This is a genomic window from Pseudomonas sp. FG13, from assembly GCF_057809755.1.
Genome location: NZ_JBMDKO010000074.1, coordinates 1 through 20,258, shown reverse-complemented (window position 1 = coordinate 20,258; position 20,258 = coordinate 1). Strand labels below are relative to the sequence as shown.

Here is a 20,258-nt window from a genome sequence, read left to right as displayed (position 1 = left end):
CGATAGCGATCGTCCAGTTTGCAAAAAAGTTGCAGGAGGATCGCCATCGCGAGCAGGCTCGCTCCCACAGGTTCAAATAATTCCATCTTCAAACCGCAGGCGTTATGACTTTAATCCTTGGCATCGACCCCGGTTCGCGCATTACCGGCTACGGCGTGGTTCGCGATACCGGGCGCGGCTGTGTCTATGTCGCGTCCGGCTGCATCCGCACCGGGGCGGGCGAGTTGCATGAGCGCCTGCAGATCGTTTATCGCGGTGTGCGTGAAGTCATCCAGACCTACGGCCCGGTCACCATGGGCATCGAAAAGGTATTCATGGCGCGCAACGCCGATTCCGCCTTGAAACTGGGGCAAGCCCGGGGGGCGGCGATTGTTGCGGGCGCCGAGGAGAGCCTGGAGATCGCCGAGTACACCGCGACCCAGGTCAAGCAGGCGGTCGTCGGAACGGGGGCGGCAAACAAGGAACAGGTGCAAATGATGGTGATGCACCTGTTGAAGCTGGTCAGCAAGCCGCAGATTGACGCCTCCGACGCCCTGGCCATCGCCATTTGCCATGCCCATACCCGTTCCAGCCTGTTGCCTCATGGTCTGGGAACCGCACGCAGTCGTGGCGGGCGCCTGCGTCTCTGATAGCATCAGCGCACTCATTCATGCCCGAGTCTGTTGCGCCTGTGTTGTCGGCCTTCATGCCCGGGCTGTTATTCGCCAGCCAGCGGCTGGTCAATGCCCAAGGATCTGAAACGTGATTGGACGCTTGCGCGGCACCCTGGCTGAAAAACAGCCGCCGCATCTGATTCTGGATGTAAATGGCCTGGGCTATGAGCTGGAAGTGCCCATGACCACACTGTATCGCTTGCCGTCGGTCGGTGAGCCGCTGACGTTGCACACCCATTTGGTCGTGCGCGAGGATGCACAGTTACTCTATGGCTTTGTCGGCAAGCGTGAGCGGGATTTCTTCCGTGAGTTGATCCGCCTCAATGGCGTTGGCCCGAAACTGGCCCTGGCCTTGATGTCGAGCCTGGAAGTCGACGAGCTGGTGCGTTGCGTGCAATCCCAGGACACGTCGGCTCTGACCAAGGTGCCAGGTGTCGGCAAGAAAACCGCCGAACGCCTGCTGGTGGAGCTCAAGGACCGCTTCAAGGCCTGGGAAGCGGTACCGGCCATGTTCGCGCTGGTGCCGAACCAGCCGGATGCACCGGTGCCAGCGGCCAGTGCCGAGAACGACGCGGTCACTGCGCTGATCTCCCTGGGCTACAAGCCGCAGGAAGCCAGCAAGGCGATTTCCGCCATCAAGGAAAAAGGCTTGAGTACTGAAGACATGATTCGTCGCGCCCTGAAGGGAATGATCTAAGTGATTGAAGCTGACCGTCTGATCGCCGCCACGGGTGCGCCCCGTGACCGCGAGGAAGTCCAGGACCGTGCGATTCGCCCCGTCAGCCTGGCTGACTACATCGGCCAACCGACTGTGCGCGAGCAGATGGAGTTGTTCATCCAGGCGGCCCGGGGGCGTAGCGAGTCGCTGGATCACACCTTGATCTTCGGCCCGCCGGGCTTGGGCAAGACTACCCTGGCCAACATCATCGCCCAGGAGATGGGCGTGTCGATCAAGAGCACCTCCGGTCCGGTCCTCGAGCGTCCGGGCGACCTGGCGGCGTTGTTGACCAATCTCGAGCCTCACGATGTGTTGTTCATCGACGAAATCCATCGGCTGTCGCCGATCGTCGAGGAAGTGCTGTATCCGGCCATGGAAGATTTCCAGCTCGACATCATGATCGGCGAAGGCCCGGCGGCGCGTTCCATCAAGCTGGATCTGCCGCCCTTCACCCTGGTGGGTGCCACCACCCGCGCTGGCATGCTCACCAACCCGCTGCGCGACCGTTTCGGCATCGTCCAGCGCCTGGAGTTCTATAGCAACGCGGACCTGGCCACGATCGTCAGCCGCTCGGCGGGCATCCTCGGGTTGCCACTGGACCCGGATGGCGCCTATGAAGTGGCGCGTCGGGCCCGGGGTACGCCGCGGATCGCCAACCGGCTGCTGCGCCGGGTCCGGGATTTTGCCGAGGTCCGGGCCGAGGGCCACATCACCAAGCCGATTGCCGACCTGGCGTTGAACCTGCTGGACATCGACGAGCGTGGTTTCGACCATCAGGACCGACGCCTGCTGCTGACCATGATCGAGAAGTTCGACGGTGGTCCGGTGGGGGTGGACAGCCTGGCCGCGGCCATCAGCGAAGAGCGCCATACCATCGAGGATGTCCTGGAGCCGTACCTGATCCAACAGGGCTATATCATGCGCACCCCGCGCGGGCGGGTGGTGACGCGCCATGCTTACCTGCACTTCGGCTTAAACATCCCGACACGAATGGGCGAGATGCCGGTGGTAGACGAATTCCTCGATGCCGTGGACGATTGAACGACTTTTGTGCAGCGACTTTTTTCCGGATTGTGCTGTCCCAGACGACGTCCGGAGCGTCTATGCACTCGAGAATGAAAAAACAGTTGCCGCCGATTGGCAACCTGAGGAGTAAGCACTAGAGTATGCGCGCGCAAAACGGGCTGGAGTCGTTCGCACATCGCTGTCGCGTTTATTACGAGGACACCGATGCTGGCGGCATCGTTTACTACGTCAATTACCTCAAGTTTATGGAACGGGCTCGAACCGAACGGCTGCGGGAACTGGGTTTCGCCCAATCCGCGCTGGCAGGGGAGGATCTGTTATTCGTCGTGCATTCCAGCGAAGCGCGTTACCACGCGCCGGCGCGACTGGACGACGAGCTTCTGGTAAGTGCCGATGTCATCGAGTTGAACCGTGTCAGCCTGCGCTTCAAGCAGCAGGTCAGGCGGGCTACGGATAATGCGCTGCTCTGTGAAGGGCAGTTTTTGGTGGCCTGTGTGCGCACCCATAGTTTGAAACCCCGGGCCATTCCCGAAGCTCTACGTGCGGCCTTTGCCGGCGTGAGCGGCGCGGGTACACACTCAGAGCAGGAGATAAAGCGTGGAAGCTAACGTCGTCGACCATACCTCCATGTGGAGCCTGGTCAGCAATGCCAGCGTCGTGGTGCAACTGGTAATGCTGACCCTGGTAGCCGCATCGGTGACCTCATGGATCATGATTTTTCAGCGCAGCAACCTGCTGCGCGCCGGTCGCCGTGCCCTGGAGAGCTTTGAAGAGCGCTTCTGGTCGGGTATCGACCTGTCCAAGCTGTACCGCCAGGCGGGCAGCAACCCGGATCCGGATTCGGGCGTAGAGCAGATCTTCCGTGCCGGTTTCAAGGAGTTCTCCCGTCTGCGCCAGCAGCCGGGCGTCGACCCTGAGGCGGTGATGGAAGGCGTGGCCCGTGCCATGCGCGTCGCCATTTCCCGTGAGGAAGAAAAGCTCGAGCAGAGCTTGCCGTTCCTGGCCACCGTCGGTTCGGTCAGTCCGTACATCGGCCTGTTCGGTACCGTGTGGGGGATCATGAACTCCTTCCGCGGCCTGGCCTCCGCCCAGCAGGCCACCCTGGCCACCGTGGCCCCGGGTATCGCCGAGGCACTGGTCGCTACCGCCATTGGCCTGTTCGCGGCAATCCCGGCCGTTATCGCCTACAACCGCTTCGCTGCCCGCAGCGAGACGCTGATCGGCCGTTACTACACCTTCGCCGATGAATTCCAGGCGATCCTGCACCGCAAAGTGCACACCAGCGAAGAATAAGCAGGTATTTCCCGATGGCTTTAATCGCTCGAGCCCGAAACAAGCGCAAGCCGGTTGCCGAGATGAACGTGGTGCCCTACATCGACGTGATGCTGGTGCTGCTGGTCATCTTCATGGTGACCGCGCCGATGCTCAATCAGGGCGTGAAGGTCGATCTGCCCAAGGTTTCCAGCGAAGCCTTGCCGCAGGACAACAACACCCAGGTCCTGACCATTTCGATCAAGGCTGACAAGACCTACTACTGGAACCTTGGCAGCGAAGTCGATACCGAGAAGCAGCAGGACCGGGCCATGACCCTGCCCCAGATGACCGATGCGGTGACCAAGATCATTCGTGTCGGCAACGATGCCGGCAAGCGCACTCAGGTCTTCATTCGCGGCGACAAGACCGTCGACTACGGTGCCGTGATGGGCGCGATGGGCGGTCTGCAGAAAGCCGGAGTCGGTAATGTTGGCTTGATCACCGAGGCGCCCTGATGCAGCAACAGCGAGAGCCGTCCGCCTCGGAAAGCTACTTCTGGCCCAGTGTCCTGGCAATCGGCCTGCACGTGCTGGTGTTCGGCATGCTGTTCGTCAGTTTTGCCATGACGCCGGAGCTGCCGCCGGCCAAGCCGATCGTGCAGGCGACCCTTTATCAGCTCAAGTCGAAGAGCCAGGCCACTACTCAGACCAACCAGAAGCTGGCCGGCGAGGCGAAGAAGTCCGCTGCGCGGCAGACTGAAGTCGAGCAGATGGAGCAGAAGAAGGTCGAGCAGGAAGCGATAAAGGCGGCGGAACAAAAGAAAGAGGAAGCCGCTCAAAAGGCCGAAGAAGCGAAGAAGGCCGACGAGGCGAAAAAAGCTGACGAGGCCAAGAAAGCCGATGAGGCAAAAAAAGCCGAGGCCAAGAAGGCAGAAGAGAAACAATTGGCTGATATAGCCAAGAAGAAAGCCGAAGAAGAAGCCAAGAAAGCCGCTGAGGAAGAGGCCAAGAAAGCGGCCGCCGAAGAGGCCAAGAAGAAGATTGTCGAGGACGCGAAGAAGAAAGCGGCCGAAGACGCCAAGAAGAAAGCTGAAGCTGACGAGGCGAAAAAGAAAGTCGCCGAAGACGCGAAGAAGAAAGCCGCCGCCGACGCCGCCAAGAAAAAGGCCCAGGACGCAGCGCGCAAATCTGCCGAAGAGAAGAAGGCCCAGGCCTTGGCAGACCTGCTTTCCGACACGCCGCAGCGCCAGCAGGCCTTGGCCGATGAGCAAGGCGATGAAGTCGCCGGTAGCTTCGATGATCTGATTCGTGCCCGGGCGGCAGAGGGTTGGGCTCGTCCACCTTCGGCGCGCCAAGGCATGACGGTGGTATTGCAGATCGGCATGTTGCCGGATGGTACGGTGGCCTCGGTCAGCGTGGCCAAGTCCAGCGGCGATGGACCTTTCGATGCTTCGGCGGTTGCAGCGGTCAAGAACATTGGACGATTGACGGAAATGCAAGGAATGAAGTCGAGCGATTTCGCTCCCTATCGTTCATTCAAGATGACATTCACACCTGAGGATCTAGCCTTGTGAGAAACCTTCTTCGAGGAATGCTTGTCGTTATCTGCTGCCTGGCAGGGATAGCGGTGGCAGAGGAAAAGAACATTCTGGTCACCAGCGGCAGCGATCGGGCGACCCCGATCGCCGTCGTACCGTTCGGCTGGCAGGGCGGTAGCGTCCTGCCGGACGATATGGCGGAAATCATCGGCAACGACCTGCGCAACTCGGGTTACTACGCGCCGATTCCGAAGCAGAACATGATCAGCCTGCCCACCCAGGCCAGCGAAGTCATCTACCGTGACTGGAAGGCCCTGGGCGCCCAGTACATCATGGTCGGCAGCATCGTTCCGGCCGGCGGCCGCCTGCAGGTGCAATACGCCCTGTTCAACGTCGCCACCGAGCAGCAGGTGTTGACCGGCAGCGTGTCGGGCAGCACTGATCAACTGCGTGACATGGCGCACTACATCTCCGACCAGTCGTTCGAGAAACTCACCGGCATCAAGGGTGCATTCTCTACCCGCATGCTCTACGTGACGGCCGAACGTTTCTCCGAGAAAAACACCCGCTACACCCTGCAGCGCTCCGACTACGACGGCGCCCGCGCGGTCACCCTGCTGCAATCGCGCGAGCCGATCCTGTCGCCGCGTTTCGCTCCCGATGGCAAGCGCATCGCCTATGTGTCGTTCGAGCAGAAGCGTCCGCGCATCTTCGTGCAGCACATCGACACCGGTCGCCGCGAGCAGATCACCAACTTCGAAGGCCTGAACGGCGCGCCAGCCTGGTCGCCGGACGGTAACCGCCTGGCGTTCGTGCTATCCAAGGACGGTAACCCGGACATCTATGTGATGAACCTGGCCTCGCGTTCGATCTCCCGTGTCACCAACGGCCCGGGCATCAACACCGAACCGTTCTGGGGCAAGGATGGCTCGACCATCTACTTCACCTCCGACCGTGGTGGCAAGCCGCAGATCTACAAGACCAGTGCCGGTGGCGGCGGTGCCGAGCGCGTGACCTTCGTCGGTAACTACAACGCCAACCCTAAATTGTCGGCGGACGAGAAGACCCTGGTGATGATCCATCGCCAGGACGGTTTCACCAATTTCAAGGTGGCAGCCCAGGATATGCAGCGCGGTAGCGTAAAAATCCTCACTGATAGCACTCTGGACGAGTCACCTACTGTTGCGCCCAACGGCACCATGGTAATCTACGCCACCCGCCAGCAGGGCCGGGGAGTCTTGATGCTCGTGTCCATTAATGGACGCGTGAGGCTCCCGCTTCCTACCGCTCAAGGCGAAGTCAGAGAACCGTCCTGGTCCCCTTACCTGAACTGACGCGGCGCAATACGTTTTACTTAACACACTGGGGTTCATTAGGAGTTTCACGATGGAAATGCTGAAGTTTGGTAAATTTGCTGCGCTGGCTCTGGCCATGGCTGTAGCTGTAGGTTGCTCGTCCAAAGGCGGCGACAACGCCGGTGAAGGCGCTGTTGATCCAAACGCTGGTTACGGCGCTAACACCGGTGCAGTTGACGGCTCCATGAGCGAAGAAGCTGCTCTGCGCGCAATCACCACCTTCTACTTCGAATACGACAGCTCGGACCTGAAGCCAGAAGCCATGCGCGCTCTGGACGTTCACGCCAAAGACCTGAAAGCAAACGGCGCTCGCGTTGTTCTGGAAGGCAACACCGACGAACGTGGTACTCGTGAGTACAACATGGCACTGGGCGAGCGTCGTGCGAAAGCCGTTCAACGCTACCTGGTACTGCAAGGTGTTTCCCCAGCTCAGCTGGAACTGGTTTCCTACGGCGAAGAGCGTCCAGTTGCTACCGGCAACGACGAGCAGTCCTGGGCTCAAAACCGTCGCGTCGAACTGCGTAAGAACTGATTCGTCATGCGAACGTGCCGTCGTGCTGTAACTGTTCTGGCTCTCAGTCTCGCACCGCTTGCGGTGTGGGCTGCGGTTCCTGTGGTCGATAACGATGCCGGCTATAACAATAGCGGGAGCAGTTATCCGCCTGCAGGTTACGGTACGAACGGCGCCTATGCCGGGGGAGGGGTTTCGGCCCCTGTCTCGGCACAGGGCGAGCTGTTCAACCAACTGCAGCAAATGCAGGATCAGCTTTCACGCCAACAAGGCGCGATTGAAGTTCTGCAAAACGAAGTATCGCGCATGAAGCAGGAAAACCTGGAGCGTTACCAGGATCTTGATCGGCGCATAGGAAGCGGTGTTGCACCTGCCGCGACTCCTGAGAATTCTCCTGCCGGTGGCGACTTGAACGCCCCCGGTGCTGCCGCAGGCGCGGGCGCGGGGGCAAGCGCTCCGGCACCTGCCGCCAGTGGCGAACCGGCTGATCCGGCGAAGGAAAAGCTCTATTACGATGCTGCCTTCGACCTGATCAAGGCCAAGGATTTCGACAAGGCCAGCCAGGCCTTTGCCGCTTTCCTGCGCAAATACCCAAGCAGCCAGTACGCGGGCAATGCCCAATACTGGTTGGGTGAAGTGAACCTGGCCAAGGGCGACCTGCAGGGTGCCGGCCAGGCATTCGCCAAGGTGTCCCAGCTGTATCCCAAGCATGCCAAGGTGCCTGATTCGCTGTACAAGCTGGCTGATGTAGAACGCCGCTTGGGTCACACCGACAAGGTCAAAGGCATTCTGCAGCAGGTGGTCTCCCAGTATCCGGGAACTTCTGCCGCACAGCTGGCCCAGCGCGATCTGCAACGCATGTAAGCCGGTTTGAGCCTGTAATGAAGAAACCCGCGCTTGTCGCGGGTTTTTTCGTTAGAATTCACGCCCTTTTTCTGAAACACGCTTTTTGGGGCCTGCGCGATGACGGGGTTCCTTGAAGTGCCTGACGGAGGCGGACGGCCTGTTTAGCTGTTACGCCCGTGGCGACTATGCAAGATACATTGAGAATCACCGAAGTTTTTTACTCGTTGCAGGGTGAAACGCGAACGGCCGGGCTGCCCACAGTATTTGTGCGCCTCACCGGTTGCCCGTTGCGTTGCCAATACTGCGACAGTGCCTACGCTTTCAGCGGCGGCACCCTGCGGACCCTCGACGACATCCTCGAGCAAGTCGCCGGCTATCGCCCGCGCTACGTCTGTGTTACCGGTGGCGAGCCACTGGCACAACCCAATGCCATTCCCTTGCTCAAGCAGCTGTGTGATGCCGGTTATGAAGTGTCGCTGGAAACCAGCGGCGCCCTGGATATCTCGGCCGTCGACCCGCGTGTCAGTCGCGTCGTGGACCTGAAAACCCCAGGGTCCAAGGAAGCGCATCGTAACCGCTACGAGAACATCGAACTGCTGACGCCCAACGATCAGGTCAAGTTCGTTATCTGTTCGCGGGAGGATTACGACTGGGCCGTGTCCAAGCTGATCCAATATGGGCTCGACAAGCGAGCCGGTGAGGTCCTGGTATCGCCAAGTCATCACGACTTGAATGCGCGGGATCTGGCGGACTGGGTGGTGGCGGATAACCTGCCGGTGCGCCTGCAATTGCAGTTGCATAAATATCTTTGGAATGACGAGCCGGGGCGCTGATATGACTGAGCAGACGAGCATTGTAGAAAAACGAGCGGTCATCCTGTTGTCCGGTGGCTTGGATTCGGCCACGGTCGTGGCCATGGCCCGTGCCGAAGGTTATCGCTGCTACACCATGAGTTTCGACTACGGCCAGCGTCACCGCGCTGAACTGCACGCTGCCGAGCGAGTGGCTCGGGACCTGGGCGTGGTGGAGCACAAGGTGATTGGCTTGAACCTCAACGGCATCGGTGGTTCGGCCCTGACCGACAGCTCCATCGCTGTACCCGAAGCTCCGAGTGAAGGCATACCGGTGACCTACGTACCGGCGCGTAACACGGTATTCCTGTCCTTGGCGCTGGGTTGGGCCGAAGTGCTGGAAGCTCGTGACATTTTCATCGGCGTCAATGCGGTGGATTATTCCGGCTACCCGGACTGCCGTCCTGAGTTCGTCGAAGCTTTCGAGCGCATGGCCAACCTGGCGACCAAGGCCGGCGTGGAAGGGCAAGGCTTCCGCATCCAGGCGCCGCTGCAAAATCTCAGCAAGGCCGATATCGTCAGGGCTGGTGTGAAGCTCGGTGTGAACTATGGATTGACCGTTTCCTGCTACCAGGCCGACGATCAGGGCCGCGCCTGTGGCAAATGCGACAGCTGCCGCCTGCGTGCCGAAGGCTTTGCCGCAGCGGGTGTGAGTGATCCAACCCCTTATTTTTGATTTATTTCAAATTAGGTGTTGAATAGTCCTTAGAAATCAGTATTATACGCGCCACCACACAGCGGGTCGTTAGCTCAGTTGGTAGAGCAGTTGGCTTTTAACCAATTGGTCGTAGGTTCGAATCCCACACGACCCACCATTTTTTTGCTGTTTTAAAAGTCTGGAAGGCCCACGAAAGTGAGGATTTCCGGATTTTTTTTTGCCTGTAGGAAAGCTCCAGGCCGGGAACCACGCGAAGATACGCGCGGTTCCCGGCCGGCTTAGAGCAAGCCGTCCTCGGCGCAGACCTTCACGATCTGCTCGCGAAACCAGACGTTGGCGTTGTCCTGGCCGGGTTTCTCGCTCCACATCATATCCAGCGTAAAGTTCGGTAATCCGGCTGGCGGGTTGCGGTGGCTGAATTTGGCCTCATCGCAGGTCAGTGCCTGAATGCGTCGGGGCAGGGTCAGCACGAAGTCGGTCCCGGTGACCATATTGAGCGCCGCCACGTAGCTGTTGGCTCGGGCGACGATCTGCCGGCTATAGCCCTGTCGGGCCAGCCAGCCATCAATCATGTTGGTGTCGGAGGTCCAGGGCGTCGGGAAAACATGCTGGCACGCGACGAATGTTTCCAGGCTGAGGGCCTCGTCCGGCAAGTTGGCGTTTCTGTCGACTACGCAGACTAATTCATCTTCCAGTAATACTTGCGAGCGCAAGCCCTTGGCGCTGCGATGAAAGTTGGGGCCGAAACAAATCACTAGATCGAAGCGACCATCCGTCAGTTCGTCAACAGGAATATCCTTGTGAAATTTCGTTATATTGATGATGACTGGGAATTGGCTGCCAATAAAACGCTTGACCAACTTGGGCAGGATCAATAATTCGAAATATTCCGGTGCACAAATATTGAAGGTTATTTCTTTCTGTGTGGGATCGAAGGTTTGAATGCCGGAATGGCAAATATTAATAGTCTGAAGAATCTTGACGATATGACTGTACATCGCGGTGGCCTTGTTGGTCGGACGCATGCCACTGCGGGTATTAATGAATAATTCATCTTCGAAGCTGGTGCGCAGCTTCTTCAAGCAGTAGCTCACGGTTGACTGGCTGACGCAGAGGGCTTCGGATACCTCTGTGACGCTGCTCTGTTCGTACACCGCAACGAACACCATCAAGTCCTGCATGTCCAGCTTTCTAAGCAAATTGCTATTGAGCATAAGATCCTTCTTGGCACAATCCATGGGCTAGCGTCTCTGGTTTTTATGACAAAGACGTTTATTTATATATTAGCGGATGCAATTTATTTTTTAAATGGCTTGTAGGATTTTTCTTAAATATGCTCGCCTCGCTTTTATAGACATCCTGCACAGGGACGGAGGAGGACGAAATGCAAATACGTGTCGCGGAAACTAAAACGCCATTATGGGTACAGGCCACAGAGGTAGTAAAAGACAAGTTTCGAAGTTCTTACGCGGCTTCGGTAGAACCGAATCCACAATACTTTGCGGTCACTCAGGACCAGGAAGATCGCATACTCGCGTGTGCCGGTATTACTTTTGCGGATCACCGCATTCTTTTTTCCGAACAATACCTGACACAACCGATTGAGGAGATCTTGTCCCAGCGTTTCGAGAAAACCATCGAGCGTTCGAACATTGTCGAGATCGGCAATCTGATTTCCCATCATCTCACAGCGGGAATGATTCTCGTTAATATGATTCCGTTGTTGTCCTGGTGCATGGGTGGGCATTACCTGTTGTGCACTGTTACGCCTCGGGTCCGGCAAATGATGGAAAGTTGCCAGATCGATTTCGAGCCGCTGTTGACCGCTGACCCCACCCGCCTGGCCGACGATAGCGGCAAGAACTGGGGGACCTATTACGCCAAGAAGCCGGTTACCGGTTTCATCCGGGTCGATCCTAAGCGCTCACGTTTCGCCGCCACGACGCTCAATACCTCGTTCACACAATTGCCCGGTGAAACCCTGGCGAGGGCGCAGCCATGAGCGGTGGTTTTATCAATCTGCTAAAACAGGCACTGCAGGACAACCGCCAGGCAGTATGTGCGGTTGACTGGACGTCGGGCACCGAGTCTGTGGCGCTGACCTACGGCGAACTGGAGTACCGAGCGCTTAATCTGGCTGCTGAGCTGCAACGACGTTTCGCAACGCCGGCCCACGGCGATCAAGTGGTGCTGGGGATTGCGACGCGCAACAGCAGCGACTGGCTGGTGGCCGACCTGGCGTGCCTGTTTGCCGGGATTACCGCCTTGCCGTTGCCGCTGGCGTTCAGTCAGTCCCAGGCCGAGCATCTGGCCGAGCGTTGCGACGGATTTCTGGTGGATGCCGCCGGGCAGCGGACACTGGCGCAACGCTGGAAGCTGAACTTCCCTGATAGCCGCCTGCGCCGTCTCAGTGAGCCAGTGATCGAGCAGCCGCTGGCACACACACCGGACGCAGAGAGTGACTGGATCTGCAAGATCATTCACACCTCGGGCACCACCAGCCGGCCGAAAGGCGTGCGCTTGAGCAATCACGCGGTGGGCGCGGTGCTGACGTCGTTGCGCGAACGCATGCCGGTCAATGCCCATTGTCGGTATCTGTCGCTGGTACCGTTGAGCTTGTTGCTTGAACAGGTGACCGCCGCTTATCTGCCGCTCCTGGCCGGTGGGACCGTGCATTTCCTGCCGCCGAGCGAAGCATTGCTCGGCGAGCCTGGGGCTTCGCCGCAGCGTCTGGTCGATTGGATCCTGCAGGTCCAGCCGACGGCCCTGACGGTGCCGCCAGTCATGATCAATCGCTTCCTGGAACAATTGAACGATGGCGGCGAGGCGGGGGCGCGGCTGGCAAGTTACCTGAAGTCCGGGGCTCACATCACCTGCGGCGGCGCGGCGGTGAGTATCGACGCCCTGCACGATCTGGCCGAGCAAGGTATCGAGGTGTACCAGGGCTACGGACTGTCGGAAAACGCCTCGGTGGTCAGCATGAACACCTTTGAAGAGCAGCGCTTAGGCAGCGTCGGCAAGCCGCTTCCCCATGTTCAGGTACGGATCGGCGCCGACCAGACCATCGAGGTCAAGAGCAGTTCTCTGTTCAGCGGTTACTCGGGGACGGACCCCAGCGCGTGCTCCATGTCGGATGACGGCTGGATGGACACCGGGGACCTGGGGATGCTCGACGAAGACGGCTACCTCTACGTGCATGGCCGCAAGAAGAACGTGATCTGCCTGCCCAACGGCCGCAATGTCAGCCCCGAGCAGGTCGAGCTGGAGTATCGCAAATACCCGGGCGTGAACGACGCCGCGGTGTTCTTCGATGAGCAGCACGGTCTTGTGGCGTTGCTGTGTGTCGAGTCGACGCCGGCCAGGGATGAACTGATTAGCTGGTCGACTGGCCGTTTCTCCGACATCGAACGACCGAACCGGCTCTGGTTGTTGGCCAAGGACGATCCGTTGATCGAACAACTCTACACCGTCACCGGCCGACCGAAACGCGCCGATATCGCCACTGTTTTTTCCACTCTGCAAGGGAACGCATCCAATGAGCACACCTGCCTTTCACTTTGAAAACCCGGACGTCTCCATCGTCGAGTCGCACCACTTCGCCAGCCTGGGCAAGGCCGAGTTGTATGAGCTGCTGGGACACTACGGTGTCGTGCTGTTTCGCAACTGTATCCACAACGCCGAGGCGTTCAGCGCCTACGTCAAGCAAAACAGTTCCCGGCTGAGCCTGGACCCTGCACGGGTCATGGTCGGTGGTGCCGCGCAGTTGGTGGATGCCGGACATCAGGCGGTCGGCCTGCATTGCGAAAACGGCAATTCACCGTTCTGGCCGGACATGACCTGGTTCTATTGCCAGGAAGCGCCGCGCAAGGGTTCGCAAACCACGATCTGCGACGGTGAGAAAGTGCTGGCGAGGCTGTCCCCGGGCTGCCGCAGCTTCTTCGAAAACAACCCTATTCGCTACAGCCGCACCGTGGCGGGGGAAAAGTGGCGCCGGCTGGTTTGTCATTATTCGCCGACTCTGTCGAACCCGGCAGACGTGGTCATCGAGGATCTGTTGCAGATCATTGGCAATGACCCGCAGACGCAGATTTCCTTCAACCCGGCCGATGACTCGATGCACTACGCCTTCAGCACGCCGGCGATCCTTACCTCTGCGTTCAGCCAGCGCCCGGCGTTTGCGAACAGCATCCTGGGGCCTTCGTTCAACTACGAGGCGCCGGTGATCGATACGGTGGATGGGCAGGTGATTCCCGCCGAGTTCCTGGCCGAAATCGCCGAAGTCTCCGCCCAGTACACCGTTCCGGTGGGTTGGCGTGACCATGACGTGGTCATGATCGATAACCGTCGGGTCATGCACGGTCGTGAAACCATCGTCGATGAACGTCGACGCATTTTCAATGCGCTGAGCTATCGCTGAGAGGGTGCCATGAATAACGATAAATATATTATTGGCGGGCAGTACGAGACGTACCTCGACGGCGATGGTCGGCAGATCATCGACCTGACCGGCGGGTTTGGCTTCCAGGTGCCAGCGGTGATCGATGCGGTCACCCGTCAGGCGCAGATCATGGGCTTGTCCAACCGGGTACTGATGTCTGCACCGCTGATTGCCTTGTGCCGCCGTCTGGCCGAGCTGCTGCCTGAGCCGTTGGTCAGTTCCTATGTGTGCAGTTCCGGTGATGAAGCGTTCGAGGGCGCCTTGAAGTTATGCAAGGGGCTCAAGCCGAAGGGCAACACCATCGTGTTTATCCAGGGGGGTGATTACGGCTCACTGACCTACGGGCGTTGCCTCAACGCCGCGCAGGGCGACCTGGACGTGCAACATTTCCAGGGCTTCAAGCGCGTGGCGATTCGTCATCTCGCGGACTTGGACTCGGTGGACTGGAGTGATTGCTTCGCGGTCTGCCACAGCAGTACCCGTCTCGATGCGAACGGTCGATTGCAAATGCTCGAACCGGCCCTGGTCGAGCGCTTGCATGCCCGTGCGGCGCAAGCCTCGGTGCCGGTGATCGCGGTGGATACCCAGACCTGCCTCGGCAGCCTGGGCACGCTGTTCGGTTTCCAGCGTTATCGTTGTGTCCCGGACATTGTCGTGCTCGGTGGAGCGCTGGGGGGCAGTGCGATTCCCATCGGCACCTATACCTGCAGCGAGCGCATGGCCTGGCAGGTCTATGGACGCAGCAGCCCGGCCAAGCATGGCAGCACCACGGCCGGTAATCCGATGGCCTGCGTGGCGGCCTTGGCCGCGCTGGATTATGTGCAGGCCCACGACTCGCCCCGCCAATGCCTGGAAAACGGTCAGCGACTGGCGCAGACCCTGGCGTCGTTCGGCGCCGTGGCCGAGGGCGGCTGGGTCAGCCTGCCGCTGGCCGATGACCTGCAGCCGAGTGTCCTGTGCGAGGCCCTTTACCAGCGAGGCGTCTATGTCAGTGTGCCCCGTGGCCGCGAATTGATCTTGCGTTGCCCGATCACCGCTCGCCCCGAACACGTTCAACGTGCCGCAAACATCATCAAGGAGACCCTAAGCCATGTCCTTACTCAGGCCGCATGAACAACTGCTGGATGATTGCCAGCGGTACTGGAGCGCCTCGGCGGCCAAGCTCTATCGCCTGGGCAAGACCAGCGTCGAGCAACAGGCCGATGGCATTCACGTCACCGACCACACCGGCAAGCGCTTTATCGACTGTGCGTGCAGCTACGGCGTGTTCATCGTCGGCCATCGCAACCCGATGGTCCGCGAGCAGGTGCAAGCGCAACTGAACCAGATGGCCTGGGTACCGGAGGGTCGGCGTCATCCGCTCCAGGACAAATTGACTGAACGTCTGTGCCAACTGGTGCCGGGGGAGTGGGGGGACGTGCAGTACATGGTCTCTGGGGCCGAGGCCATCGAGCAGAGCCTGCGCTATGCGTTGCGTATCCAACCACACCGGCGCGGGATCGTGGTGATGAGCGGCTCCTACCACGGCAAAACCCTGGCGGCGATGAGCATCCTGGGGCAACGACAAAACCACAGCAGCTATGGCATCGCAGCGCCCTACGTGACCCATGTGCCCTACGGTGATTTTGCGGCCCTGCAAAAGGCCGTCGGCGAGGGCGTGTGCGCGGTGTATGTCGAACCGATCCTGGGCGGCGCGCACCTGCAGGTGCCACCGCTGGGCTACATGGCCAATCTGCGGGCCTTGTGCGATGCCACCGGAACCCTATTGGTGGCGGATGAGATCCAGACCGGTTTCGGTCGCTGCGGCAAATGGTTCGCCGTGCAATATGACGACGTGGTGCCCGACATCATGATCCTCTCCAAGGGCCTGACCGGCGGCTACACCTCGTTTGCCTGCGCCATGTACAGCAAGCGCCTGGCGACGCAGTTCCCGCTCAGTGAAATCGAGCCTGATACGCGCACCAATGGCGGGCATCCGGTGGCGTGCGCCTCGGCGCTGGCGGCCATCGATTACATCGAGCAGAACAACCTGGTGGAGCAGTCACAGATCAACGGCGGCTTGCTGCGCCACGGTCTGCAACGCCTGGCACTGCGCTATCCGCACATCGTCGAGGACGTGCCGGGGGTGGGACTGATGACGGGGTTGCGCTTGCGCGGTTCGGTCTATGAGGCCCTGATGAGCATGGAGCTGAGCAAGCGCGGCATTCATGCCGGCCATTCGATGAATGAAAAGGCCAAGCGTCCGGTGCTGCGCTTTTACCCACCGTTGAGCATCTCGCCCGATGCGTTGCGCCATGTCCTGGCAATGATCGAAGAGGCCCTGGAGGCCATCGACCGGCGGCCGAAGCTGGCGGTCAAGGCATTCTCCCTGGTGGTGCGCAACATGTACCAGTTGCCCAACAAGTGGCTGCGCAGCAAGGAGGCGTCGTGAATATGTTCAACCCCGACTCGCTGACCCTGCGGGAAATGGCTGGTCTGTTGCGACGTGGCGTGCTGACCAGCGTCACGCTGCTGGAGTTCTACCTGCAGCGGATCGCCGAGCGTAATCGGCAGATCAATGCACTGATCCAACTGGCGCCCGTGGAGGATTTGCGGCGCCAGGCCCGCGAAGCCGATGAGATGGCGCGCGTCGGCCAGATCAGTGGTCCGCTGCACGGTATTCCCATCACCATCAAGGACGTCCTCCACGTCCAGGGATTCAAGATGTCCCGAGGGCTGGAGGAGTTGCTGGGCGACGTCAGCCAGCAGGACGCCACGGCCGTCGCCCGGCTTCGGCAGGCCGGGGCGATCATCTTGGGCATCAGTAACGTGCCTGAACTGTGCATGGCCTTCGAGACCGAAAACCTGATCTATGGCCGCACCCTCAATCCCCATGACTTGCAACGCTCCGCCGGCGGCAGCAGTGGTGGTGAGGCGGCGGCGATCGCCGCCGGGTGTTCGCCCGCCGGGCTGGCCTCCGATGCTTGTGGCAGTGTGCGGATACCCGCGCACTTCAACGGCATTTGCGGCTTGAAACTGACCCAGGGCCGGGTGCCATTAACCGGCCAGTTTCCCAACGACCGCTCCGGTTTGTTTCACATGACCTCGGCTTTTGGCGTGATGGGGCGCTACGTCGATGACCTGGCGTTGCTCGGGCCCCTGATCAGCGGTGCCGACGGACAGGATCCAGACACCGTCGACGTGCCGTTTGCCGAAAGTGAGCCGCTGGCCAGCCTGCGGGTCGCGCTGTTTTCGGAGTCGGACCGCACGCCCGTCAGTGCCGGGGTGAGCGAGGTGTTGCAGCAGGTCGAACGGTGCCTGAGTCAGGTCGTGGCGCAGGTGAGTCCGGTGGCACCGCCGATGCTCGAGGAGGCCTGCGATGTGCTATGGCGGGTGTTCATCACCGGTGCTGACGCCGGGCGCGGCTGGCGACAGCTGTTCGAGTCGATGAACAAGCGCCGTTTCACCCCGGCCATCGCCCAGTTGTTGGACATGAGCGAAGCGGCGGAATTGACCGTGGACGAAGTCAAGCGCGACTGGATCGCGATCGACACATTCCGCTATCAACTGGCGAAGTTCTTCAAGCAACACGACCTGTTCATCTGCCCGGTATTTCCGGACGTTGCGTTCCGTCATGGAGAATCCCTGGAGGATCGCAACCGCTATGCCTTCGTGTTCCCGTTCAGTCTCAGCGGTTCACCGGCGGTGGTGATCCGCGCCGGAACCGATGAGGCCACGGGAATGCCCATCGGCATCCAGATTGTCGGGCCGCACTGGCAGGAGGAGCGGTTGCTGGCAGTGGCGGCTTTCCTTGAACGGGAACTGGAGCGCTGGAGCCCGGTTGCACCTCGTTCGGCGTCGGCGTACTAGCGTTGCATGTGCGTCGCGCCAGCGTACAAAGCCTGGGGCGATTTCAAGCCGTAACGGTTCTGGCATTGCGGCTTGAAATCACCAGCGCCAGCATCCCCAGGCCTACCAGCCCGGCACCGATGATTTCGAGCGCCATCGGTTGCTGCCTGAGCCAGAACCAGTTGAGCAGCGTCACGAACAGGGTGTTGAGGTATACGTAGGAAATCACTGTGGACGGTGCGATCACCCCGATGGCCCGGTGCAACAGCCAGAACGTGGCGAGGGTGCCGAACAGGGCCAGGTACACCAGCCAGCCGATATCCAGCATCGACAATTGCAGGCCGCTGCGCCAGCCGCCGCTGAACAGGCAGAACACCAAGAGAAACAGTGAGCCGAACAGCATGTTCCAGAACGTCATCGCCACCGGATCTCGCCCCTTGAGTGCCTTGGCCTTGAATCGTTGACTAAGGGGCGAGTACAGCGCCATCGCCACACAACCGGCACCGAAGACCAGCACCGGATAAAGCGCCGGCATCTGCCCCGGCACTGCACCTTTAAGCGTCAGCAATACGGCGCCGGCCGCCGCGATCAGCATGGGCAGCAGGCGGCTCTTGAGGTTTGGACTGGGCAGCAGGAACACTTCGAAGAACAAGGTCATCAATGGCACCAGTGTGTACAGCGTCGCGGTATTGACCGCCGAGGTGTAGCGCAAAGCCTCGAACAACGAACCAAAATAGGTCGCCAGCAACAGGCCGAGCACTGCGTGGGCCAGCAACCCTTTGGCAGTGATGGGCGAGGTGTTTTTCAGCAACAACGGCGGTAGGAACAGCAAGGCTGAAAACAGCAGCCGCAAGCCCGTGAGCAGAATCGGGTCGATCGAATGGCTGACCTGAGCCGCTGCGAAGAACGACGAGGCGATCAGCATTGCCCAGATAAGCATGCCCCAGTGAGCGGCTGCAAAACCGACGTGTTTCATCAAGGTCTTATTCCTGTGTTCGAGAACTGGAACGTCATGATGGGCAAATCCGTCGGCCGTCATGGGTAGGGGGATAAAGACAGGGCCGCATTCATTGCGGCCCTTTTTTCAGCGACGCGACCGGTTCCGCTAGCTGATGTGCCGCGCGTACTGCTTGGGATTGAAGCGCAACACCATCAGGATCATCAGTGCCATGACCGCAGTGAGCGACCACCAGGCCCATTCGAAGCTGCCCAATTGATCGCGGATCATCCCGGCGATCAAGGGTGAAAGCCCAGCGATCAGATAGCCGATGCCTTGCACGAACGCCGTCAGGCCACCGGCCCGGCGTGGGTTGTCCAGATGGTCGAGGGATACGATCAGGCTCATCGGGAACAGGCCGCCGATACCCAGTCCCAGCAGGCAGGGCCACAGCAGGCTGAAGCGTTCAGGGCTGAGGATCAGGCCGCAGAAACCGCCCATGATCAGGGCCAGCAGAACGGCCAGCACCAGGCGCTTGTCCTGGCTGCGGTTGGCGATTGCCGGGGTGACGAGGCCCGATAGCACTTCCATCGCCGTGAGGAACCCCAGCAACAGGCCCGCGTGCTGTTCGCTCCAACCTTTTTCCACGTAGTACGGTGCCAGCCAGGCCAATACGCAGGTATAGGACGCGGTGCCCAGGCCAAAGAAAATCGCCAGCAACCAGGCCCGGCCATTGGCGAAGAACGACTCCTTGTTCTGGCTCGGGGCTTCGGGTAACGGTGTGACGGCCGAGCGCTGGGCGTACCAGCAACCCAGGGCAACCAGCGCCAGCACCGCCCAGATCGCCAGGCCGATACGCCAGCTGCCGGTCTGTGTCAGGACGAAGGGGGAAAATGATGCCGCCAGTGCCGCGCCGCCCATGATCGAGGTGACATACAACCCCATGAACAGCGAAACGTTGTCGCTGAAACGCGATTTGATCAGCGCCGGCATCACCGCCTGAATCAGTGCGATCCCGACCCCGGCCACCACGGCGCTGATAATCAGCTCGGCGGCGCTGTCCAGATACAGGCGCGACGCCGTGGCGATGCCAATGATCAGCAGCGAGAGCACGATGGTGCGGTGTTCACCGATGCGCAGCGCAATGCGCATGCCCAGGAACATCGCCAGGCCCATGGCCATGACCGGTAGCATGGTCAGCAGCGAGGCGGTGCTGAAACTCAACGGCACCTCGCCGCGAATGGCTGACAACAACGGCCCCACCGCCGCCATCGAAGGTCGCAGGTTCAGCGCCACCAACACCACACTGACCATCAGCCAGACGGCGTGGGTGCTTGAAGTTCGAACGTTTTCCATAACGGAGCCTTGGCTGATAAAAATGCCATTTAGGCCGGGAAAGGAGGGCAGGGGCAAACTGAAAACTGGGCAGGAATATTGAAAGATTAAATGCTCATCAACCCTGTGGGAGCCGGGCTTGCCCGCGAAGACGGCGGCACAGTCAACATTGCCACAAGCTGACCCACCGCTATCGCGAGCAGGCTCGCTCCCACATTGGAGTCGGGTGTAGGCAGCATTTGCCTACGCCAGCAGACCTGTGGGAGCCGGGCTTGCCCGCGAAGACGGCGGCACAGTCAACATTGCCGCAA

At 60.1% G+C, this 20,258-nt stretch carries 21 protein-coding genes and 1 tRNA gene; 19 read left to right on the top strand and 3 right to left on the bottom strand.

Features of this window, described 5'->3' with window-relative positions:
- Positions 1–104 precede the first annotated feature (104 nt).
- The 13 genes from ruvC (at position 105) to ACODTO_RS28190 (ending at position 9,566) form a co-directional block, all read left to right on the top strand.
- Positions 105–629, top strand: a complete 525-nt coding sequence (ruvC, locus tag ACODTO_RS28250; RefSeq protein WP_024776477.1) for a crossover junction endodeoxyribonuclease RuvC — start codon at positions 105–107, stop codon at positions 627–629.
- A 112-nt stretch (positions 630–741) separates the two neighbouring features.
- Complete coding sequence (ruvA, locus tag ACODTO_RS28245; RefSeq protein WP_024779454.1) at positions 742–1,350, top strand: Holliday junction branch migration protein RuvA; 609 nt, start codon at positions 742–744, stop codon at positions 1,348–1,350.
- Positions 1,351–2,412 (top strand): Holliday junction branch migration DNA helicase RuvB, encoded by a 1,062-nt coding sequence (gene ruvB / locus ACODTO_RS28240; protein WP_139645236.1) that lies wholly within the window; start codon positions 1,351–1,353, stop codon positions 2,410–2,412. It begins immediately after the preceding gene.
- A gap of 125 nt (positions 2,413–2,537) precedes the next feature.
- On the top strand, positions 2,538–3,005 hold the full coding sequence (ybgC, locus tag ACODTO_RS28235) for a tol-pal system-associated acyl-CoA thioesterase (protein WP_139645237.1): 468 nt from the start codon (positions 2,538–2,540) through the stop codon (positions 3,003–3,005).
- Positions 2,995–3,690: a protein TolQ gene (gene tolQ, locus ACODTO_RS28230; RefSeq protein ID WP_042728759.1), complete on the top strand. Its 696-nt coding sequence runs from the start codon at positions 2,995–2,997 to the stop codon at positions 3,688–3,690. Before ybgC ends, tolQ begins: the two co-directional genes overlap by 11 nt.
- Positions 3,691–3,713: 23 nt before the next feature.
- Positions 3,714–4,166 (top strand): protein TolR, encoded by a 453-nt coding sequence (gene tolR / locus ACODTO_RS28225; RefSeq protein WP_161796096.1) that lies wholly within the window; start codon positions 3,714–3,716, stop codon positions 4,164–4,166.
- Positions 4,166–5,224 (top strand): cell envelope integrity protein TolA, encoded by a 1,059-nt coding sequence (gene tolA / locus ACODTO_RS28220; RefSeq protein WP_139645239.1) that lies wholly within the window; start codon positions 4,166–4,168, stop codon positions 5,222–5,224. The genes tolR and tolA overlap by 1 nt, the downstream gene beginning before the upstream one ends.
- Positions 5,221–6,522 (top strand): Tol-Pal system beta propeller repeat protein TolB, encoded by a 1,302-nt coding sequence (tolB, locus tag ACODTO_RS28215; protein ID WP_041021168.1) that lies wholly within the window; start codon positions 5,221–5,223, stop codon positions 6,520–6,522. The genes tolA and tolB overlap by 4 nt, the downstream gene beginning before the upstream one ends.
- Positions 6,523–6,574: 52 nt before the next feature.
- On the top strand, positions 6,575–7,075 hold the full coding sequence (pal, locus tag ACODTO_RS28210) for a peptidoglycan-associated lipoprotein Pal (RefSeq protein ID WP_024779460.1): 501 nt from the start codon (positions 6,575–6,577) through the stop codon (positions 7,073–7,075).
- A 6-nt stretch (positions 7,076–7,081) separates the two neighbouring features.
- Entirely contained in the window at positions 7,082–7,918 is an 837-nt protein-coding gene (ybgF, locus tag ACODTO_RS28205) for a tol-pal system protein YbgF (protein WP_139645240.1), read from the top strand.
- 167 nt (positions 7,919–8,085) lie between these two features.
- Complete coding sequence (gene queE / locus ACODTO_RS28200; protein ID WP_041021787.1) at positions 8,086–8,733, top strand: 7-carboxy-7-deazaguanine synthase QueE; 648 nt, start codon at positions 8,086–8,088, stop codon at positions 8,731–8,733.
- Positions 8,734–8,752: 19 nt separating this feature from the next.
- Positions 8,753–9,427, top strand: a complete 675-nt coding sequence (gene queC / locus ACODTO_RS28195; RefSeq protein ID WP_175363057.1) for a 7-cyano-7-deazaguanine synthase QueC — start codon at positions 8,753–8,755, stop codon at positions 9,425–9,427.
- A 63-nt stretch (positions 9,428–9,490) separates the two neighbouring features.
- Positions 9,491–9,566, top strand: a tRNA-Lys gene (locus tag ACODTO_RS28190).
- A 121-nt stretch (positions 9,567–9,687) separates the two neighbouring features.
- Here ACODTO_RS28190 and ACODTO_RS28185 read toward each other — a convergent pair.
- Entirely contained in the window at positions 9,688–10,623 is a 936-nt protein-coding gene (locus tag ACODTO_RS28185) for a LysR family transcriptional regulator (RefSeq protein WP_175363049.1), read from the bottom strand.
- Positions 10,624–10,793: 170 nt separating this feature from the next.
- Between ACODTO_RS28185 and ACODTO_RS28180 the strand changes: the two genes are divergently transcribed.
- The 6 genes from ACODTO_RS28180 to ACODTO_RS28155 are packed head-to-tail and all read left to right on the top strand — an operon-like array spanning position 10,794 to position 17,696.
- Positions 10,794–11,411 carry a thermostable hemolysin gene (locus ACODTO_RS28180; protein ID WP_175384685.1) on the top strand — a complete coding sequence of 206 codons (618 nt, stop codon included), beginning with the start codon at positions 10,794–10,796 and terminating at the stop codon, positions 11,409–11,411.
- Positions 11,408–12,970, top strand: coding sequence for an AMP-binding protein (locus tag ACODTO_RS28175; protein ID WP_489107391.1), 1,563 nt, complete (start codon positions 11,408–11,410; stop codon positions 12,968–12,970). The genes ACODTO_RS28180 and ACODTO_RS28175 overlap by 4 nt, the downstream gene beginning before the upstream one ends.
- On the top strand, positions 12,945–13,826 hold the full coding sequence (locus ACODTO_RS28170; protein WP_139645250.1) for a TauD/TfdA family dioxygenase: 882 nt from the start codon (positions 12,945–12,947) through the stop codon (positions 13,824–13,826). The genes ACODTO_RS28175 and ACODTO_RS28170 overlap by 26 nt, the downstream gene beginning before the upstream one ends.
- Before the next feature lie 9 nt (positions 13,827–13,835).
- Entirely contained in the window at positions 13,836–14,960 is a 1,125-nt protein-coding gene (locus ACODTO_RS28165) for an aminotransferase class III-fold pyridoxal phosphate-dependent enzyme (RefSeq protein ID WP_489107390.1), read from the top strand.
- Complete coding sequence (locus ACODTO_RS28160) at positions 14,938–16,278, top strand: aspartate aminotransferase family protein (protein WP_175363053.1); 1,341 nt, start codon at positions 14,938–14,940, stop codon at positions 16,276–16,278. The genes ACODTO_RS28165 and ACODTO_RS28160 overlap by 23 nt, the downstream gene beginning before the upstream one ends.
- A gap of 2 nt (positions 16,279–16,280) precedes the next feature.
- Positions 16,281–17,696, top strand: a complete 1,416-nt coding sequence (locus ACODTO_RS28155; protein ID WP_139645269.1) for an amidase — start codon at positions 16,281–16,283, stop codon at positions 17,694–17,696.
- Between the two features lie 43 nt (positions 17,697–17,739).
- Here the strand turns inward: ACODTO_RS28155 and ACODTO_RS28150 are convergent, their stop codons facing one another.
- A complete protein-coding gene (locus tag ACODTO_RS28150) occupies positions 17,740–18,651 on the bottom strand; it encodes a DMT family transporter (protein ID WP_175363058.1) in 912 nt (303 codons plus the stop codon).
- A gap of 129 nt (positions 18,652–18,780) precedes the next feature.
- On the bottom strand, positions 18,781–19,968 hold the full coding sequence (locus ACODTO_RS28145) for a cyanate transporter (protein WP_139645258.1): 1,188 nt from the start codon (positions 19,966–19,968) through the stop codon (positions 18,781–18,783).
- Positions 19,969–20,258 lie beyond the last annotated feature (290 nt).

What these genes read in the sequence shown, in the direction of transcription:
- ruvC (WP_024776477.1), top strand. Translation starts at nt 105, where the DNA reads ATGACTTTAATCCTTGGCATCGACCCCGGTTCGCGCATTACCGGCTAC.
- ybgC (WP_139645237.1), top strand. Translation starts at nt 2,538, where the DNA reads ATGCGCGCGCAAAACGGGCTGGAGTCGTTCGCACATCGCTGTCGCGTT.
- tolA (WP_139645239.1), top strand. Translation starts at nt 4,166, where the DNA reads ATGCAGCAACAGCGAGAGCCGTCCGCCTCGGAAAGCTACTTCTGGCCC.
- pal (WP_024779460.1), top strand. Translation starts at nt 6,575, where the DNA reads ATGGAAATGCTGAAGTTTGGTAAATTTGCTGCGCTGGCTCTGGCCATG.
- ybgF (WP_139645240.1), top strand. Translation starts at nt 7,082, where the DNA reads ATGCGAACGTGCCGTCGTGCTGTAACTGTTCTGGCTCTCAGTCTCGCA.
- queE (WP_041021787.1), top strand. Translation starts at nt 8,086, where the DNA reads ATGCAAGATACATTGAGAATCACCGAAGTTTTTTACTCGTTGCAGGGT.
- ACODTO_RS28185 (WP_175363049.1), bottom strand. Translation starts at nt 10,623, where the DNA reads ATGCTCAATAGCAATTTGCTTAGAAAGCTGGACATGCAGGACTTGATG.
- ACODTO_RS28180 (WP_175384685.1), top strand. Translation starts at nt 10,794, where the DNA reads ATGCAAATACGTGTCGCGGAAACTAAAACGCCATTATGGGTACAGGCC.
- ACODTO_RS28175 (WP_489107391.1), top strand. Translation starts at nt 11,408, where the DNA reads ATGAGCGGTGGTTTTATCAATCTGCTAAAACAGGCACTGCAGGACAAC.
- ACODTO_RS28170 (WP_139645250.1), top strand. Translation starts at nt 12,945, where the DNA reads ATGAGCACACCTGCCTTTCACTTTGAAAACCCGGACGTCTCCATCGTC.
- ACODTO_RS28165 (WP_489107390.1), top strand. Translation starts at nt 13,836, where the DNA reads ATGAATAACGATAAATATATTATTGGCGGGCAGTACGAGACGTACCTC.
- ACODTO_RS28160 (WP_175363053.1), top strand. Translation starts at nt 14,938, where the DNA reads ATGTCCTTACTCAGGCCGCATGAACAACTGCTGGATGATTGCCAGCGG.
- ACODTO_RS28155 (WP_139645269.1), top strand. Translation starts at nt 16,281, where the DNA reads ATGTTCAACCCCGACTCGCTGACCCTGCGGGAAATGGCTGGTCTGTTG.
- ACODTO_RS28150 (WP_175363058.1), bottom strand. Translation starts at nt 18,651, where the DNA reads ATGAAACACGTCGGTTTTGCAGCCGCTCACTGGGGCATGCTTATCTGG.
- ACODTO_RS28145 (WP_139645258.1), bottom strand. Translation starts at nt 19,968, where the DNA reads ATGGAAAACGTTCGAACTTCAAGCACCCACGCCGTCTGGCTGATGGTC.